This window comes from Peribacillus sp. B-H-3 (genome assembly GCF_048572925.1).
GTDB lineage: Bacteria > Bacillota > Bacilli > Bacillales > DSM-1321 > Peribacillus.
In genome coordinates this window covers 4328698-4345689 of record NZ_CP183879.1, presented here as the reverse complement: position 1 = coordinate 4345689, position 16992 = coordinate 4328698, and the positions used below count along the sequence as shown (strand labels likewise).

Below are 16992 nucleotides of genomic sequence, written 5' to 3'. Positions count from 1 at the left end.
TTTAATAATGAAAGAATAAAAAATAGGGAGTGTTAATATATGGCTGAAATTAACTGGAGAAGTGAAATTGAAAGAAGAAAAATCGAATTATTGGCAGATGCGCAAAACCTGCTGAAAATCAAAAGTGTACTGGATGAGGAAAATCCCTTGCCAGAGGCTCCATTCGGGCAGGGCGTTAGAGAAGCCCTCGATTATATGCTTCAATTGGGAGAGAAAGACGGTTTTGCGGTAAAAAACACGGATAACGTGGCAGGCCACATCGAAATGGGACAGGGAGAAGAGCTTGTAGGCATTCTTTGCCATGTTGATGTTGTACCAGAGGGTGACGGATGGAGCTCCGATCCCTTTGGAGGAGAAGTAAGGGACGGCAAACTATTTGCCCGGGGGGCCATCGATGACAAAGGGCCGACAATGGCCGCTTATTATGCCATGAAAGTGGTTAAAGAACTGGGCCTTCCTTTAAATAAGCGTGTCAGGATGATTATCGGGACGGATGAGGAATCACAATGGAGATGTGTGGACCGGTATTTCCAGACAGAAGAAATGCCGACTCTCGGTTTTGCGCCTGATGCGGATTTTCCGATTATAAATGCCGAAAAAGGAATCTGGGATTTTTATATTAAGCAAAAGCCAGCACTTGCTGAGGAAAAACACGCTGGGGCAGAATTGATTGAATTTTCGTCAGGACGCAGAATGAATATGGTGCCTGACCATGCATTCGCAAGACTAAGGGGAGAACATGCCGTTGAAATCACTAAAAAGTTTAATCAATACTTAAGCAAAAACTCTCTAAAAGGAAAAGCAGCCTTTGAAGAGGATATTGCGGTATTGGAGCTTGAAGGAGTTTCCGCACATGGCATGGAGCCCAATAATGGCGTAAATGCAGGACTGCATCTGGCGTCCTTTTTAGCAGATTTGGAAATCCCGCAGCATGCGAAGGAATATTTTACTTTCGTGAAGGAATACCTTTTCGGAGACTCACGCGGAAACAAACTTGGCATTGCATTTTCTGATGATATTACCGGGGACCTGACAATGAATGCCGGAAAATTGTCCTACAATATACTTGAAGGCGGCCAAATCGGCTTTACTATGCGCTATCCTGTTACCTATAAATGGGAAGAAGGAAAGCAAAAGCTGGATGAATTGCTAAAAGGGCTTAATCTGTATACTGAAACACTTTCAAACTCCGTTCCGCATCATGTGGAGAGTGACAGCTTCCTGGTTCAAACGCTGCAAAAGGTGTATGAACAGGAAACGGGAGAAAAAGCAGACTTATTTTCCATTGGCGGAGGCACCTATGCACGCTCTTTAAAAGAAGGAGTGGCATTTGGCCCTTTATTTCCGGGAAGCGAGGATATTGCCCACCAAAAGGACGAATACATTGATATTGAAGACATGTTAAAAGCAGCGGCAATTTATGCTCATGCCATTTATGAACTAGCAAAGTAATGTAAAAGGGGGAAGCATTGCGATGGGGAAAATGATTTTAAACGGGGAAATCAAGGAACGGAAAGAAATCAGGCTTGATGTGGATGACCGCGGATATCAGTTTGGGGATGGAATCTACGAAGTAATCAGGATTTATAATGGAACTATGTTTGCTGCAGAAGAGCATCTAACACGCCTTCTTGATAGCGCCAAAAAAATCAGAATTTCTGTTCCTTATACAGTTTCTGAGATGGAGGAACAGCTAAACCGGCTTATCAAAGAAGATGGTATAGAGTTTGGTACATTGTATATGCAATTCACCAGAGGAGTTTCGCCAAGAAACCATGCCTTTCCTGGTCCTGAAACAAACCCGGTTTATATCGCTAATACAAAAAACGTTGAATATAAAGGCAAGGCAGCTGCTGGCGTAAAGGCCTTAACAGAAGATGATATCCGCTGGCTGCGATGTGATATTAAAAGCTTAAATCTGCTCGGCAACATCCTTGCTAAACAAAAGGCATCCGAATCCGGCTGTTTTGAAGCGATCCTGCATCGCAGCGGAAGAGTGACAGAAGGAAGCTCCTCGAATGTCTCCATTGTAAGCAATGGTACGGTCTTGACGCACCCTTCCGATAATTTCATATTAAATGGAATTTCACGCCAGGTTATGCTGAAGCTATGCAAGGAAAATGGAATTCCTTTTGAAGAGAAGCCATTTACACTAGACGAACTGCTGAATGCTGATGAAGTATTCCTTACTGGAACAACAATTGAGGTTGCCCCTGTCGCGGAAATTGACGGCAAAGCAATCGGCAGCGGAAAAATAGGCAAGATAACCGCAAAACTGCAGCAGCTTTTTGAAGAAGAAATTGAAAGGCAGTGCGGCTCGCTTGCACGCTGATTACACAGGCTTGAATTCTGGGTGCAGTAATTAGCCATCTTATTCCATAGCAGCAACGTTTACGAAAACAGCCCAAAAAAGACCCTCCTTTTAGCATGTTAAGGCCCGATTCAGGAAGACGGGCTTCGGCTTTAAGGGGGGTTTTTGCAGCATGGAAAAAGAACGGTATTTTTTTGTCCTGTCACCTCGATACCTGGGAGAAGGGGGACTTTTTTCTTTGCTGAGGAAAAAGGCTGTATTGTCCGGGAGGATAAAGAGTTCATGATTGGTTTATGATAAAATAAAAAAGGAAAAGGAAGGGAAAAGACCATGGCTTATCAAAATCATTTCTTCTTTGCGTTATCTTTGCCGGACGAAACCAAAGCATTTATCAGCCAGCAGGCAAGCCGTATCAAAGAGGAGTTTGCATTTAAAAAGTGGCTGCATAGAGATGATTATCATATTACCCTGGCCTTTCTTGGCGATGCTCCGCAAGAAAGGAGAAATCTTGCCCTGCAGCTGGCTGGGGAGGAACTCGAAAATGAAGAGGGATTTGAGCTGGAAATCAGTGAAATCGGCCTATTTGGGCAAAGCCATGCACCCAGGATTCTTTGGGCTGGTGTCGAACGGAAGGAACGCCTTCTTATTATTCAACAGAAAGTGTTCCAGGCATGCCTGAAAGCAGGATTTCAGCTTGATAAAAAGCCCTTTAAGCCGCACATTACCATTGCACGGAAATATGCTGGCGATTCACCCTTTTCTTTGGAGAAGATTGATAAAACGGCAAATTTAGAAAGACAGCACCGCTTTCGGGCAACGGGTATTACACTTTACCAATCGCATATAGGACAAATGCCTTCCTATGAGCCGATTGTAAGAATAGAATTGATTTAGCGAATAACAAGAACGGGTGGTGACCTTATGGGCCAGCTCATTAAATTACAGGATTATATTTCGAGATATGAACAAGATATTTACCGATACCCAATACAATTCGTACGCCTGAAACAGCAGCAATGGGAGAAGGTGAAGGCTGCCTATCTTGCAGGCGAGCTTGAGAAGCATTATGGAGGAACCGGCTACTCTGATGAAGATGACGAGCTGTACCTTTCTGAGAAGTCAGGAATACTCTCAAAAATGAAAAACATGTTCGCCAGAAACGATAGGAAGGATGAACAAGTGGTGGAACAGGCAAGGACTGCCCCAGAAAACGTCAATGTGTTTTCCCTTCACCTTCCTGCACGGCCAGAAAGCCTGGATGAGCTTAAGCAGACATTTCTCAATCAGCTTCTCCGTTTTCAGATGAAGTGGGGGAGTTCTACCCTTTATGAAAAGTCTTTCATCGACCAAGGCTTCATCCTTGATGAAAAGCTTCGTTTTTTTCTGCAGCGTTTTCCGGATACATGCCTTGTTTTATATAAGCCTATCTTTCTATTGAAAAATGCGCCAGTAGAGGCTGAATGCATTTTGATTACCCCTACTGAAGTTTGGTGCCTCTCTTTCCTTGAGGGTGAAGAGGATGCCGCTTTTGAAGGGTCCAATGAACGCTTCTGGATGAAGAGGCATCATATTCATCCGGATAAAAAGGTGCTGAATCCCATGCTTTCTTTAAAGCGGATGGAACAGATTGTATCTGGGATACTATCACTTTATGAGGTTACTCTTCCTGTTAAAAAAGCTATTCTTTCAAGAAATGGGTACATTGATTATCCTCTGTCTCCCTTTGATGTACAGCTGCTGGATAAACGGCACTTTCCTGATTGGTTCAAGCGCATGAGAAGCTCGCAGACACCATTAAAGCATCAGCAGCTGAAGGCGGCCCAGGCCCTGCTTGAATACTGCCAGACAACTTCCAGCAGAAGACAAGAATGGAATCAGGAACCGCAGGAGACCGGACATGATGAATCAACCTCTTAAGCTTAGGACAGATCTATTAAAGCCGGTTTTCTTTATTATTAACCCGGAGGCCCGGAATAAGGGAAGCCGGAAGGTGTGGGAGGAAGTTGAGGGCATCCTGCAGGCAAAAGGAGTTCCTTATCATTATTACTTTACAGAGAGAAAAGGCCATGCGCTTGAGCTTGCCCGTAAGATATGGATGGAAAACAAAGAAAAGACATGGGTAATTGCAGTAGGCGGAGACGGGACTCTGCATGAAGTTATCCATGCAGCAGCAGGCCTTGATCATGCAATGGTTGGCTGTGTGCCTGCAGGATCCGGGAATGACTTTTCTAGAGGGATACAGCGGACAGCAGGTGCAAAAGAAGTGATGAAGCTTCTTTTGGAGAGTGCAGCGCTTCCGGCCTGCAGAATAGATGCAGGAGTATTTGAATCTGGCAGCAAGCATGGTTTTTTTGTTAATAGCATTGGTATTGGGTTTGATGCTGAAATCACTTATGTAGCCGAGCATTCTCTCTGGAAGAAGCGGTTCAATGCTCTGAATGCCGGGAAATTAATTTATCTTATCACTTTTATAAAAAAGTTATTTACATATAAAAGAGCGGATATGGAAGTAATTATAGATGGAAAACATCATTCCTTCAGGCGGGTGTGGTTTGTAGTGGCAGCCAATCAGCCTTACTTTGGGGGAGGGATTAAAATTTCGCCCCATGCCTCTCCCTATGACGGGAAGCTGAACATTCTTGCTGTTCATAATCTTTCCCATATAAAGCTGCTTTTTATTTTTATAACCGTATTTTGGGGCGGCCATGTAAAGCTGAAAAACGTGGAATCATTTACCGGGGAAACGATTACTATCCGCTCCGGGCAGGACTCGCTTATTCAGGCAGACGGAGAAATCATTGGCACAAAAGAGCTTTCAGTGTCGCTTGCTTCTGACCAAATTTCTGTATTGGTAAAAAAAGTGCAGAAAAAGAATTAAGAAGCAATAAAGAAATTTAATTTTTATAAACGTGAAATACCAGCTATTATCTCGTTTAGGTATATTTTACTATTGATTTTAAACGTTATTTTCAAATTATACTACTTGACGTATAATCATCTTTTCAACTAAACTTTATATGATAGCTATTGTCCTATTGCCAAATAGCTGTCTTTTTTCATTTTTATCATTATTTTAAAAAACTTTATATTCCATTTTAGCCATACATAGTTTCCAAAGTTGTTTTTGCTCACTGCTGTTTTGGCAGAGCATAATTCGGATTGATCGTGTGGTTTCGATTTTAGAAGCTGATTTGTTATAATAAATATTTGTATTTGGCAAGGCGTCCAGCCTTTTGGTTAACCGGGGCGCTTCCGCCGTTTCTTTAAGACCAGGGGTTATAAAGTGAGGAAATTGAAGGTGAACCATTTGGAACATTTATTAGGTCAGGAGTGGGATATATTTCCTGCTGGAGGAGCTACAGGAGAAGCCTTCATTGCTATTAATAATGAACAAAAGCTTTTTCTTAAACGCAATTCCTCACCGTTTTTAGCCGTTCTGTCCGCTGAAGGAATTGTGCCTAAGCTGATATGGACCCGGCGGCTGGAAAATGGGGACGTCATAACAGCACAGCACTGGTTAGACGGAAGAGAGCTTTCCCATCAGGAAATGAATGAAGAGCAGGTTGCAAAGCTGCTTCGGAAAATCCATAAGTCCAAGCCTTTATTGAGCATGCTGAAAAGGCTGGGCAAATCTCCTTTAAGACCTGAAAGCATTTTTTCGCAAATTGAATGCAGCTTGGATAATGAAATAAAAAAAATCCCTGAAGTTGTTCAGGGAATGGATTTTTTGCGCAGTCATCTGCTGCTGATAGAATGCGATGAAAATGTCGTCTGCCATTGCGACGTTAACCATAACAACTGGCTGTATACGGAAACAGATGAACTGTACCTGATTGACTGGGATGGGGCTATGATAGCTGATCCAGCAATTGACTTAGGCACACTGCTTTATTCTTATGTTCCTAGAAATGACTGGGAATCCTGGCTGGAACGCTATGGCATGACTCTTGATGCAGGGCTTGAAATCCGGATGAAATGGCATGTGATTTCACAGGCAATAGCTTCCATACAATGGCATAAGTCGAAAGATCGCCTGGAAGAAATGGAGCGTGTTATCAGCAAGCTGAAAACTATTCTGTAAAGCCTGCTGTCACGAATATTCCCCTATATCATCGACCCATTGAGTCAATTGTCCTTTATGGGAAGTGATATGCTCATCTAAATCGCCGGAGTTGATACCGCCCTGGCTGTACCGGTATATTTCTTCCAATACATTTTTAACATTTTGGTGGACATCCATATTGACCATCAATGATTTAACAAGACGTTCGACCTGTTCGCACTCCGAAACTGAACCGCAGCAATCGCTTTGGTGATTGTTCAATATATCCTTTAAAAGAGAAACTTGATGTTCATGGGAAAGCGGCATGCATGATACCCCCTTTTATGAGTTTATCTGTAGGGTGCTTATCTCTCTAAAAGATTATACTGGAAATTATTTTGTGTGCCGTCCATTCCCGGGCGGTCTTTTTTAATGATGCAGGTTTTATTATCAAGCAGCTGTTCTTTTCTTGCCGATTATAAAAACATGCTTGCGAAAAGTCCTGCTGGCATGGTATGGTTTGAACGAAATAAATATATAGGGGTGTCATCATGCGTGTAAGAAATAAGCCCTGGGCTGAAAGCAGAATGAACGATTTTCCTCAATACATGATTCAGCAGGCAGAAAGCCATAAAGGAAAGTGGCACGAAGTATTTGGAAATAATAATCCGCTTTATATAGAGGTAGGAACGGGTAAAGGACGCTTTATTACGGGAATGGCAAAGGCGCATCCTGATGTGAATTTTATCGGGATAGAGTTAAACCGGAATGTGCTGGTGACAGCTCTGGATCTTCTGATTGAAGAGGAACTGCCTAACCTGAAGCTGATGGTAGAAAATGCAGCCGAATTGCAGAAATGTTTTGAGAAGGGCGAAGTTTCGCGGGTATATCTCAACTTTTCGGATCCTTGGCCAAAAACGCGGCATGCTAAAAGGCGCCTGACCCACTCATCCTTTCTTTCCGTATACGAAGATATTCTTCTGGAAAAAGGAGAGATACACTTTAAAACAGATAATCAGGGATTATTCGAATCCTCGCTGTTAAGTATTTCACAGTATGGAATGCTTCTGTCATTCATCAGTCTGGATCTCCATAACAGCTATTATGATGGAAATATCATGACTGAATATGAAGAAAAGTTCTCAAGTAAAGGCAGCCGGATCTACAGGCTTGAAGCAGCATTTAACAATTGATCGTGAAGAAAAGCTCCCGTATGGGAGCTTTTTTATTGGCTATGTTATTTAAAGGCTTTTTTCGTAAATTTTGCTGCTATGGAACAAGGTGGCTGATTTCCGCTCCAGGATGCTCGCTTTCCGCTCATCTAAACAGGAGTCTCCCAACTTACGCTCCAATCAACCTGGCTTAACAAGGAATGGGATCGCCTCACAAGATTCATTGAAAAACAACAATTTTTAAGAAAAGCGCATGTTTAAGATTATTCATTTTTCCCAGCTCATGGTATTTTATTCCGTTTTTTACTAATGCACCCGTTCGTAATATAAGGTTAGCCAGATTTTTCTGGTTGACCTTTTTTCATATGGTCTTAATATAACGGTAGTCGGGGTAGAACGTCGCACCCGTGGGATTTAATCCCGTCAGCTAAACTGTTCACCCCCTACTTGTATAAGCATGTTTCAGGCTGGTTGGGACAACGATCCCGTTTAACAAGCGAACCTATGACATTACAAGAAGCCTTAGGGGATACCGACTAATATTGTATTTCTAGGAGGAGATAAAGTATGAATCCAGTCATTGGTCTGGACGTATCAAAAGGAGAAAGTCAGGTACAGGCATTTTTAGATAAGGGTAAACCATATCGTAAGAGCTTTAGTATTAAACACGATCTTGAAGGTTTAGGGAGTTTATTAGAATTCCTTCATGAGGTGGAGAGAGCAGCTGGCGGTTATCAACCTTCGGTTGTTTTAGAATCAACTGGGCACTACCATACTCCCGTTATTCAGTTTTTAGAGGAACAAAAATATGTTTTTATTATTGTTAATCCTCTTATCTCACACAGAGCTAAGAGCTCAAGCCTACGAAAGGTGAAAACAGATGCAATTGATGCTTATCACCTTTGTGAACTGTATTACAAAGAGGAGTTAGAGCCTTACAAGAAGCGTGGAATTCAACTCTTAAACCTTCGTAATCTAACAAGACAACAAGAGAGTATTGCAGAAATATCAGCGAAAACAAAGTTACAGCTGCATTCTCTGATCGATCAGGTATTTCCTGAGTATCGAGGGGTGTTTGGAAGCCTCTATTCAAAGGTATCGTTGCTTACTTTACTAGCATTCCCTACTTCAAAGGCAGTATTAAGTGTGAGTGATAAAGAGTTAACGGATAAAATAGCTTCATTATGTACAAGTCGTTCGGAGTCTTGGGCAAAGGAAAAGGCACAGAAGTTGCGAGAAGCAGCCCTTCGTAATCCTTTTCAAGACAATCTCTACCAAAGTCATATCTTTAACCTTGAGATCTTAGTTAAGATTGTTCTTCAATACCAAGAGCATCTATCCAAGATTGCGGATGAAATAGATGCTCTCGCTAAGGGAATTGAAGAATATGAGATCCTACAATCTATCCCTGGTATTGGAGAAAAAATCGCTGGAACGATTATTTCTGAAATCGGAGAGATAGATCGGTTTAATGATGCCAAGAAGTTAGTTGCATTCGCTGGAATAGATCCTAGTGTGTACTCTTCTGGAAAGTTTACTGCATCCGTAAATCGAATTACCAAACGTGGCTCATGTAGACTTCGCCATGCCCTGTATATGGCTGTTCAAAGTGGTATTCGGGATGCCCGTAAAAAGAAAACGACTGATGAAATCATTCCACGGAATAGAAGACTACGAGAGTTTTACGACAAGAAACGAGAAGAAGGAAAACCCTTCAGAGTAGCAATCATTGCCTGTGCAAATAAGCTCTTACATTGGATTTACGCATTATTAAAAAGTAGATCCACTTTCCAAGATATGTTTTAAAACCTATCTCTAACTAAATACGTCAAAACCTTCCAATAAGAGCATAAAGGAAGGTTATTTGGCATGAACATTTTTAGTATATCATGAGGTTATTAAACTTTTTATTGAAAAATGTTGACAAACTATTAGCTGGTTTAGTGAAAAAGCGTCTAACTATTTTAATAACGCAACCTTTGTGCTTAAAAAGGGTTAATTTTTTTTCTTCTGTTTCCTCCTGTAAAGAAAGCGCCATGTATAAAAGGTAATCAATGCAATTACTAACAATACGCATCGAACATAATTGTAGGTAAGACCCCCAATAAACAGAAATAAGATTCCTATAATAAAAGCTGGCACTGTAATATAAAACCACATTCTAACTTCATTGTTTTTAAAATTTAGTTCGAATCGTTCACTCATATACCCACCCCAATGAATTAACAAACATTTAACTAAATTATTCATATTTTAACATAAATACCCATATCGGTGAGGCTTTTTCGAAAAACCAGCCTTTACCTTTAACATAGTCTTTTTATTGGGTTTCCTTATGCAAGTCGAGGGCCCCAGGGATGGGGGCCTCGAAGACGTTGCCGCAGGACGCGGCGTTCTTAGTCTTTGTTCCGCTATACAGGCACTTACGCTTTTTTAATATTTTTAATTATTAATTATTAATGGTAGACTGGGGTAAAAGGGGGATGGTTATGGAAACGCTTCAGATTGGTGATATTACTTTAACATGGCTGGATGGCGGGGTAACGAATCTTGACGGAGGGGCAATGTTTGGCGTAGTCCCAAAACCGCTCTGGTCCAAAAAGTATCCTCATAATGAAAATAATCAGATTGAATTAAGGACTGATCCTATTTTGGTGCAGGCGAATGGCCTTAACTTGCTGATCGATTCGGGAATCGGCAGCGGAAAGATTTCTGAAAAACAGCGCAGGAATTATGGGGTCACGGAGGAATCCCGTTTGGCGGAAAGTCTGGGAAGTCTGGGTTTAAGCGAAGATGATATTGATTATGTGCTGATGACTCATCTGCATTTTGATCATGCATGCGGTCTTACCAAGCGAGAGGGAGATGAATGGGTTCCTGTTTTTAAGAAGGCGAAAATTATCACTTCGCAGGTCGAATGGGATGAAATGAGAAATCCTAATATCCGTTCACGGAATACATATTGGCAGGAAAACTGGATGGCAATCAGCGATTCCGTCATGCCTTTTCAGGATGAAAAAGTCATTACAGAAGGAATAAAAATGGTTCATACAGGCGGGCATAGTGACGGACACAGTGTCATTTTGATGGAAAGCGGGGGAGAGCAGCTGATTCATATGGCAGATTTAATGCCGACCCACGCCCATGCTAACGTCTTATGGGTGCTTGCCTTTGATGACTATCCAATGGATTCGGTCTTCCAAAAGCAAAAGTGGATGGGGCATGGACTTGAGAATGAGGTTTGGTACAGTTTTTACCATGATGCTATTTACCGTGCTGTTAAGTGGGACAAAAGCGGGAAGGAAATTCAGGACGCTGTAAAGAGGGACCGCAAGGAATAATAAGGCTTGGCAAAAGAGGCTCTTAATGCCTGGCTATTACCGCCGGGGCATAAGAGCCATAACTTTCAGCTTTTTGGGATAAGGTCAAGCACGGTTCCGGTTTCGGCATCAGCAACAAATTCAAACTGTTCCTGGCTGCCGTCTTTATGCCTTGTAATGCCGCCTTTATAAACCGTATAGTCAAGATTGAATTTTTCATAAGCTTCCGGCTTCATCAAAATCCAGGCTCCATAAATCTTTCCATCTTTTTTGACAAAATTCTTCACATTCGACAAAACCTTTTCAGGAGAAGGATGTCCTGATTCATTCAATATCTGTTTAACAGCGAATCCTGCTGCAAACCCTGCGGCTGCACCTGCAAATAAAGATTTCCAATTCATATTGTTCCCCTCCGATTTTAGATGAATCTCTCTTAAGTATACAGAAATATGTTATGAATTCCTACTTATTGAAACATCATAGAAGGGAAAGCAGAAGATTTTAAATGGAAAGTAGCATTAATTTTCTGTAAAATAGATACGTACATAATAAAGTTGATAGTAAGGGGTAGAGGAAATGGATCATGAAACCTTATCAATGTTTAAAACCTTGACTGAGCTTCCGGGAATTGCCGGCAATGAGCATCAAGTCAGGAAGTTTATGCGTTCTGAACTGGAAAAATACAGTGATGAAATCATACAGGATAAATTGGGCAGTATTTTTGGCGTGAAAAAAGGAGATGCCAGCGGCCCTAAAGTAATGGTAGCAGGCCATATGGATGAAGTGGGCTTTATGGTTACTTCGTTCACGGAAAACGGCATGATCCGTTTTCAGCCAATCGGCGGATGGTGGAGCCAGGTCTTGCTTGCTCAGAGAGTGGAAATCATCACAGACAACGGTCCCGTAATCGGGGTGATTGGATCGATTCCTCCGCATCTGCTTGAAGAACATCAGCGCTCAAAGCCTATGGAAATCAAGAATATGATGATTGATATTGGTGCAGATGACCAGGAGGATGTCAAACGGCTTGGCATTAAGCCCGGGCAGGCAATTGTACCGATTTGTCCGTTTACACCTATGGCAAATGAAAAGAAGATCATGGCAAAAGCCTGGGATAACCGGTATGGCTGCGGCTTAGCGATTGAATTGCTAAAGGATCTGAAAGATGAAACTCTCCCTAATCTTTTATTCTCCGGTGCGACCGTACAGGAAGAAGTCGGTCTGAGAGGGGCCCAGACTGCTTCTTATATGATAAGCCCTGATATTTTCTTTGCGCTTGATGCAAGTCCTGCAAATGATATGTCAGGAAGCAAAACTGAGTTTGGCCAGCTTGGCAAAGGCCCGCTCCTTCGAATACTAGACAGATCTATGGTTACACATAAAGGAATGAGGGAATTTATTCTCGACACTGCAGAATCAAATGGAATCCCTTACCAGTACTTTGTTTCTCCGGGCGGAACGGATGCAGGAAAAGTCCACCTTTCTAAGGAGGGCGTTCCAAGCAGCGTGATTGGCATTTGTTCAAGGTACATCCATACACATGCCTCAATGATCCATATTGATGATTATGCAGCAGCAAGAGAGCTGCTTGGCAAGCTTGTAAGAGCATGTGACTGGTCTACAGTGGAATCCATCAGGCAAAATGGATAAAAAGCACGTCTTTAAAATGAGCGGGCAGTGATTTAGGGCGTTAAATGGAAGCAGTTCAGGATTCCATCTGAGAGGATGGTCCCCTTTATTACTGTCCTTTAGCGCTTTTTCTTTGATTTTTAAGTTTCTGGAGTGATGAATAATGTTGAAGGTTGCAGTCGGCAGCAAAAATCCTGCAAAGGTGAAGGCAGTCGAGAAAGCTTATGAGAATATCGATATAGAAATTGTATCCCTTGATGCAGCATCAGGAGTGGCAGCCCAGCCATTTTCAGATGAAGAAACGATAGAGGGAGCAATAAACAGGGCTAAGGCGAGCAGGGATCATTCTGGGGCAAGAATTGGAATTGGCCTTGAAGGAGGCGTCGTTCAGACGAAATATGGGTTGTTTGTCTGCAATTGGGGTGCCATGGCTGTGGGGCAGGAGGTATTTTTAGCAGGTGGCGCACGGATTTTGCTTCCTGGAAAAATTGCGGAAAGACTGAAGGAAGGAGCTGAGCTTGGCCCTTTGATGGATGAATATACAAAACGGCCTGATATTAGAAAGAAAGAGGGGGCTATTGGAGTTTTCACTAATGAACGGCTGTCACGAAGCGAAATGTTCGAGCAAATTGCCCGCATGCTCATCGGCCAATATGAATGTAAGTATACATAAACAGAAAGAGCCCGGTACTTAATGTCCCGGGCTCTTTCTGTTTAAGATATTTTTTTGCCTGCTGGAGCTTTTCCCTTTTCTTTTCTTTTGAAAAATGCAGGTTTGTTAAAAAGCGGCTTCTTATTTTTAAATTTCTTTGGTTTTTTGGATTTTTTGTTATCAAGTGCTTCTCCTGTACCATCCAAATCGAATTGAGATACAACGGATTGAAGGTCAGAAGCAATGAAGCTCAGCTCAGTAGCGGCTTCATTGACTTGATGGATCGCCAATAGCTGGCTTTCGCTTGAAGCGCTGACCTCTTGTGAGGCTCCAGCGGATTGTTCGGAAATAAGATAAATTTCAGCCATCTTCTCAGCAAGCGTATGGTTGGAAGATTGAACTAAATTGATGGATTGCTGCACATTGGAGATCTTTGAACTTATTCTGGTTACATGTTCTACGATTTTTTCGAATGCCTGTTTTGTATAAGCGACAGAATTGCTTTGGACTGTTTTATATTCATTGAATTTTTGAGCCTCTGACATCAGCTTGTCCATTTGCTTATTCATCGTCTGAATAAGATCCTGAATGGATTGCGCTTCTTTCTTTGAACGTTCAGCAAGCTTTCTTACTTCCTTGGCCACTACACCAAAACCTCGGCCTGCATCACCTGCTCGGGCTGATTCGATGGCTGCGTTCAGGGCAAGCAGGTCCGTATTTTCTGCAATTTCCTGGATCGTCCCGACAATGCCTGATATGCTGCGTGATTTTTCTGAAGCGCTCTGGATTTGAACGGTTAAATGATTGGCGAGCCCTAAAAATTGCTCGGATGTTTCCTGTAGGCTTTCAACTGTGCTGAGTCCTTCCTGGCCTTCTTTTTCCGTTTCTTCAGCTTCTGCAGCAATTTCGCGGCTGACCTGCTCGGTTTGCTGAATGGAGCTGGAAACGCTTTTCATGATTGCATTGCTTTCTTCAAGCTCGGCAGATTGATGTGTTGCACCTGCAGCCACTTGTTTAATCGACACGTTTACTTGATTGGATTGTGCAGATGTTTCTTCTGATATAGCGGCAAGGTGCTGTGAGGAGGCATTCAGCTTATCAGCAGAGCTCCTGACACCTGTCAGGGAATTCCTTACCATTTCAGCCATCCTATTAAATGTAGCTGCCAGTGCGACCATTTCATCTTTTCTTTTCATAATGACCCTGTGGTTAAGATTGCCGCTGCCGATTTTTTCAGCACCTGTCTTGAGTGCAGCAATAGATGATTGAATCGTTCTTAATAGTACAATTCCTACTGTAATGAGAGTGACAATAACCAGGATACTGATAACAAGTGAAGCAAAGGCGAAACTTTTTGTTTTGTCCTGCATCTTCTGGTCAAGTGTTGCCTGCTCCTGGCTGACAATCGTTTCTAATTCAGCAGCTGCATTTTCGATTTCCTGTCCTGTCGAATCAAAGGAAACAGATGATTCTTTGGATTTTAAATATCCCGCAACGAGAGAGCTCATAGCATTTGTATAGTTCTGCAGACTTTGTGTAAGGGATTTCTTTACTGCTGCAGAAAGACTTGAGCTTTTCAGGCTGTTTTGCAAGTCTGAAATTCTGGTGTTGTATTCACTAAAGGCCTCTTGGTCATTTGTTTTACGATATTGTTTTTCATACATGCGTATAAAAAGGAATTGATCTTCCAGATTTTTATTTTTTGTTTTTGAAAGGGCCTTTTCCATTCCATCTCCAAATTGGGTGATCTGTCCGGAAATGCCTTCACTGTCGTTGTACCCGATCATTTCATATGTAGAGATCAGTTTTGCATAGCTTTTTGAGTAGGCTTTGGCGCTATCCTCAATGACTTTGAATTGCTTAGAGATATGAGGATTTGCTTTGTAGTCCTCCTTAAGTGAAGCAGCTTCATATTGCACTTTGTTAATGCTTTGTGACACTATTTTACTGCTTGCAATTTGGGGATTCTTTAAATATTGCCTTTCGAATTTTCGGGTGGTAGCCATTTCATATTTTACGTCCTTGCTTTGTCCAACTGCTTTGTTGAGGATTTTTTCCTGGCTGCGTACATCGTTTTGTGTGTTGGAGGCAATCATATTGAATGCGGATAATAATACTGCGCCAGCAACTGACATACAGATTATAAGTATTATCTTGGCTCTAATCGTTTTCATCGGGTCCTCCCTGTTTTCGTTTTTTGATAAGCCTGATGCACGGATAATGGATCGGCGGGACTATATACCCTTTTTATCGGACAGAATTCCAGAAAACTAATAGAATTTATGAAATATTAACTATATTTTAATTTTTAACATATTTCAGGCCCTTTAACTTGCCTCCTGGCATGGAGATAATGTAACCCTTCACCAGCCTGGCGGTTCAATAAAGCGAAAATAAGGCAGAGGCAGCTTCTGTTCATATGCGTATGATTGGTTGAATTCATGTTTATTTGATATGATTATTTTATACAAATTGCTGTAAACTATATTAAATGCTGCATACTACTTAATAGCTGGAGGAAAGACAAATGAAAAATCTTGAAACAATTGAACAGTACGATGTTTTAAAAAATGATGGAAAGCATATTTTCCTTTTTTCTGCAGAATGGTGCGGTGATTGCCGTTTTATTGACCCGATTCTTCCGGAAATAGAGGCTAAATATCCCGAGTATACCTTTGTCCATGTTGATCGTGATAAATTTATTGATGTTTGCGCAGCCAATGATGTGTTTGGCATCCCGAGTTTCATAGCTTATGATAACGGCAAGGAACTGGGCCGCTTTGTAAGCAAAGACCGAAAAACACAGGAGCAAATCGAAGACTTTATTGAATCGCTTTAAAGCAGAGCTTTCAGCAGCGAAAATTGCTGTGAGCTGACATACTGGCAGGCAGGGAGTGATCCCTCTGGAAGGCTGTGGGGCTTACTTGCCTGTTCGGGATCATTGGCGGCTGGCACATTTAAGGACCAGCCTGTTTTTATGGTTCATGAAGTTTTCTTTGGCATGGGGGTTAAAGTATGAAAATGAACAGCAAATTAATGACAGAACTTTTGCAGGAACGCCTTGATAGTCCGGAACGCACTTTTGATTACAACAGCGAAAAGGATACTCTTCGGATTGAAAATGCTTTGACAGAAAAAGGTATCACTATTGATCTTCCAAGGGTGATTGCGAATTGGGAGAATGAGGGTGAGAAGGCTGCGGATGAAGTAGTTTATTACGTCAATGAAGCCTTGAACGTTATGGGAGAAATGCATTCTCTGAAAGGAAAAGAAAAAAGCATTTTTCCGGTCATACGCTCCACTTCGTTTCCGGATGAAGCATCAGAGGGAAATCCTTTTTTATTTGATGAGCATACAGCTGAAACAAGAGTGTATTACGCCTTGGACCTTGGGAATACATACAGGCTGATTGATGAACAAATGATCAGCCGGGAAAAGTGGGAAAAAGAACAAATTCGCCAGATTGCAAGGTTTAATGTCCGTTCCCTCCCGATTCGCCTAAAATCAGATACTGTGGCAGGCAATACCTTTTACTTTTTGAACACCAATGATGGGTATGATGCAAGCAGGGTATTAAATGAAACGTGGCTGAAGGAAATGAAGGGCAAAGTGAAGGGGACAATGACAGTTGCCATTCCCCATCAAGATGTAATCATTATCGGTGATATTGAAAATGATACAGGTTATGATGTTCTTGCCCAAATGGCCATGAGCTTCTTTGCAAGCGGACATGTTCCAATTACTGCCCTCTCCTTTTTATATGAAGATGAGGGGCTTGAACCGGTATTCATACTAGGGAGAAACAAAAAGCGCGAGGAATAATCTTAAGTGAGCCTCCTTTTTGTTATTTTGAGGTATATGGGATA

The 16992-nt window shown here is 41.9% G+C and carries 16 protein-coding genes; 13 read left to right on the top strand and 3 right to left on the bottom strand.

Annotated elements, in window-relative coordinates; all coding sequences use genetic code 11:
* Positions 1 to 39: 39 nt before the first annotated feature.
* From pepV to ACN6MY_RS21575, 6 genes are all read left to right on the top strand, one after another.
* The gene (gene pepV / locus ACN6MY_RS21600; protein ID WP_419882006.1) at positions 40 to 1452 is read left to right on the top strand and encodes a dipeptidase PepV; all 1413 of its coding nucleotides are present in this window, start codon (positions 40 to 42) and stop codon (positions 1450 to 1452) included.
* A 22-nt stretch (positions 1453 to 1474) separates the two neighbouring features.
* A complete protein-coding gene (gene dat / locus ACN6MY_RS21595; protein ID WP_419882005.1) occupies positions 1475 to 2332 on the top strand; it encodes a D-amino-acid transaminase in 858 nt (285 codons plus the stop codon).
* A 309-nt stretch (positions 2333 to 2641) separates the two neighbouring features.
* Complete coding sequence (gene thpR / locus ACN6MY_RS21590; protein ID WP_419882004.1) at positions 2642 to 3205, top strand: RNA 2',3'-cyclic phosphodiesterase; 564 nt, start codon at positions 2642 to 2644, stop codon at positions 3203 to 3205.
* Positions 3206 to 3232: 27 nt separating this feature from the next.
* Positions 3233 to 4228, top strand: a complete 996-nt coding sequence (locus tag ACN6MY_RS21585; protein WP_419882003.1) for an NERD domain-containing protein — start codon at positions 3233 to 3235, stop codon at positions 4226 to 4228.
* Positions 4209 to 5189, top strand: a complete 981-nt coding sequence (locus ACN6MY_RS21580; protein WP_419882002.1) for a diacylglycerol/lipid kinase family protein — start codon at positions 4209 to 4211, stop codon at positions 5187 to 5189. Before ACN6MY_RS21585 ends, ACN6MY_RS21580 begins: the two co-directional genes overlap by 20 nt.
* A 429-nt stretch (positions 5190 to 5618) precedes the next feature.
* A complete protein-coding gene (locus tag ACN6MY_RS21575) occupies positions 5619 to 6392 on the top strand; it encodes a phosphotransferase (protein ID WP_419884247.1) in 774 nt (257 codons plus the stop codon).
* 9 nt (positions 6393 to 6401) lie between these two features.
* Here ACN6MY_RS21575 and ACN6MY_RS21570 read toward each other — a convergent pair whose 3' ends face one another.
* Positions 6402 to 6680: a YtzH-like family protein gene (locus ACN6MY_RS21570; protein ID WP_419882001.1), complete on the bottom strand. Its 279-nt coding sequence runs from the start codon at positions 6678 to 6680 to the stop codon at positions 6402 to 6404.
* A gap of 224 nt (positions 6681 to 6904) precedes the next feature.
* Here ACN6MY_RS21570 and trmB point away from each other — a divergent pair, with 224 nt between their 5' ends.
* From trmB to ACN6MY_RS21555, 3 genes are all read left to right on the top strand, one after another.
* Positions 6905 to 7546: a tRNA (guanosine(46)-N7)-methyltransferase TrmB gene (trmB, locus tag ACN6MY_RS21565; protein ID WP_419882000.1), complete on the top strand. Its 642-nt coding sequence runs from the start codon at positions 6905 to 6907 to the stop codon at positions 7544 to 7546.
* Positions 7547 to 8092: 546 nt separating this feature from the next.
* The gene (locus ACN6MY_RS21560; RefSeq protein WP_419880509.1) at positions 8093 to 9331 is read left to right on the top strand and encodes an IS110 family transposase; all 1239 of its coding nucleotides are present in this window, start codon (positions 8093 to 8095) and stop codon (positions 9329 to 9331) included.
* Positions 9332 to 10014: 683 nt separating this feature from the next.
* Complete coding sequence (locus ACN6MY_RS21555; protein ID WP_419881999.1) at positions 10015 to 10866, top strand: YtnP family quorum-quenching lactonase; 852 nt, start codon at positions 10015 to 10017, stop codon at positions 10864 to 10866.
* A 65-nt stretch (positions 10867 to 10931) separates the two neighbouring features.
* Here ACN6MY_RS21555 and ACN6MY_RS21550 read toward each other — a convergent pair whose 3' ends face one another.
* A complete protein-coding gene (locus tag ACN6MY_RS21550) occupies positions 10932 to 11246 on the bottom strand; it encodes a PepSY domain-containing protein (protein ID WP_419881998.1) in 315 nt (104 codons plus the stop codon).
* Positions 11247 to 11421: 175 nt separating this feature from the next.
* Here ACN6MY_RS21550 and ACN6MY_RS21545 point away from each other — a divergent pair, with 175 nt between their 5' ends.
* Both ACN6MY_RS21545 and ACN6MY_RS21540 read left to right on the top strand, forming a co-directional pair.
* Positions 11422 to 12495, top strand: a complete 1074-nt coding sequence (locus ACN6MY_RS21545; protein ID WP_419881997.1) for a M42 family metallopeptidase — start codon at positions 11422 to 11424, stop codon at positions 12493 to 12495.
* A 145-nt stretch (positions 12496 to 12640) separates the two neighbouring features.
* Positions 12641 to 13147 carry a DUF84 family protein gene (locus ACN6MY_RS21540; protein WP_419884246.1) on the top strand — a complete coding sequence of 169 codons (507 nt, stop codon included), beginning with the start codon at positions 12641 to 12643 and terminating at the stop codon, positions 13145 to 13147.
* Positions 13148 to 13188: 41 nt separating this feature from the next.
* Here ACN6MY_RS21540 and ACN6MY_RS21535 read toward each other — a convergent pair whose 3' ends face one another.
* Positions 13189 to 15300 (bottom strand): methyl-accepting chemotaxis protein, encoded by a 2112-nt coding sequence (locus tag ACN6MY_RS21535; RefSeq protein WP_419881996.1) that lies wholly within the window; start codon positions 15298 to 15300, stop codon positions 13189 to 13191.
* Between the two features lie 353 nt (positions 15301 to 15653).
* On the opposite strand from ACN6MY_RS21535, the gene ACN6MY_RS21530 reads away from it, so the two are divergent.
* Both ACN6MY_RS21530 and ACN6MY_RS21525 read left to right on the top strand, forming a co-directional pair.
* Positions 15654 to 15965 (top strand): thioredoxin family protein, encoded by a 312-nt coding sequence (locus ACN6MY_RS21530; protein WP_419881995.1) that lies wholly within the window; start codon positions 15654 to 15656, stop codon positions 15963 to 15965.
* Between the two features lie 182 nt (positions 15966 to 16147).
* Positions 16148 to 16948, top strand: coding sequence for a DUF1444 domain-containing protein (locus ACN6MY_RS21525; protein WP_419884245.1), 801 nt, complete (start codon positions 16148 to 16150; stop codon positions 16946 to 16948).
* Positions 16949 to 16992: the final 44 nt, after the last annotated feature.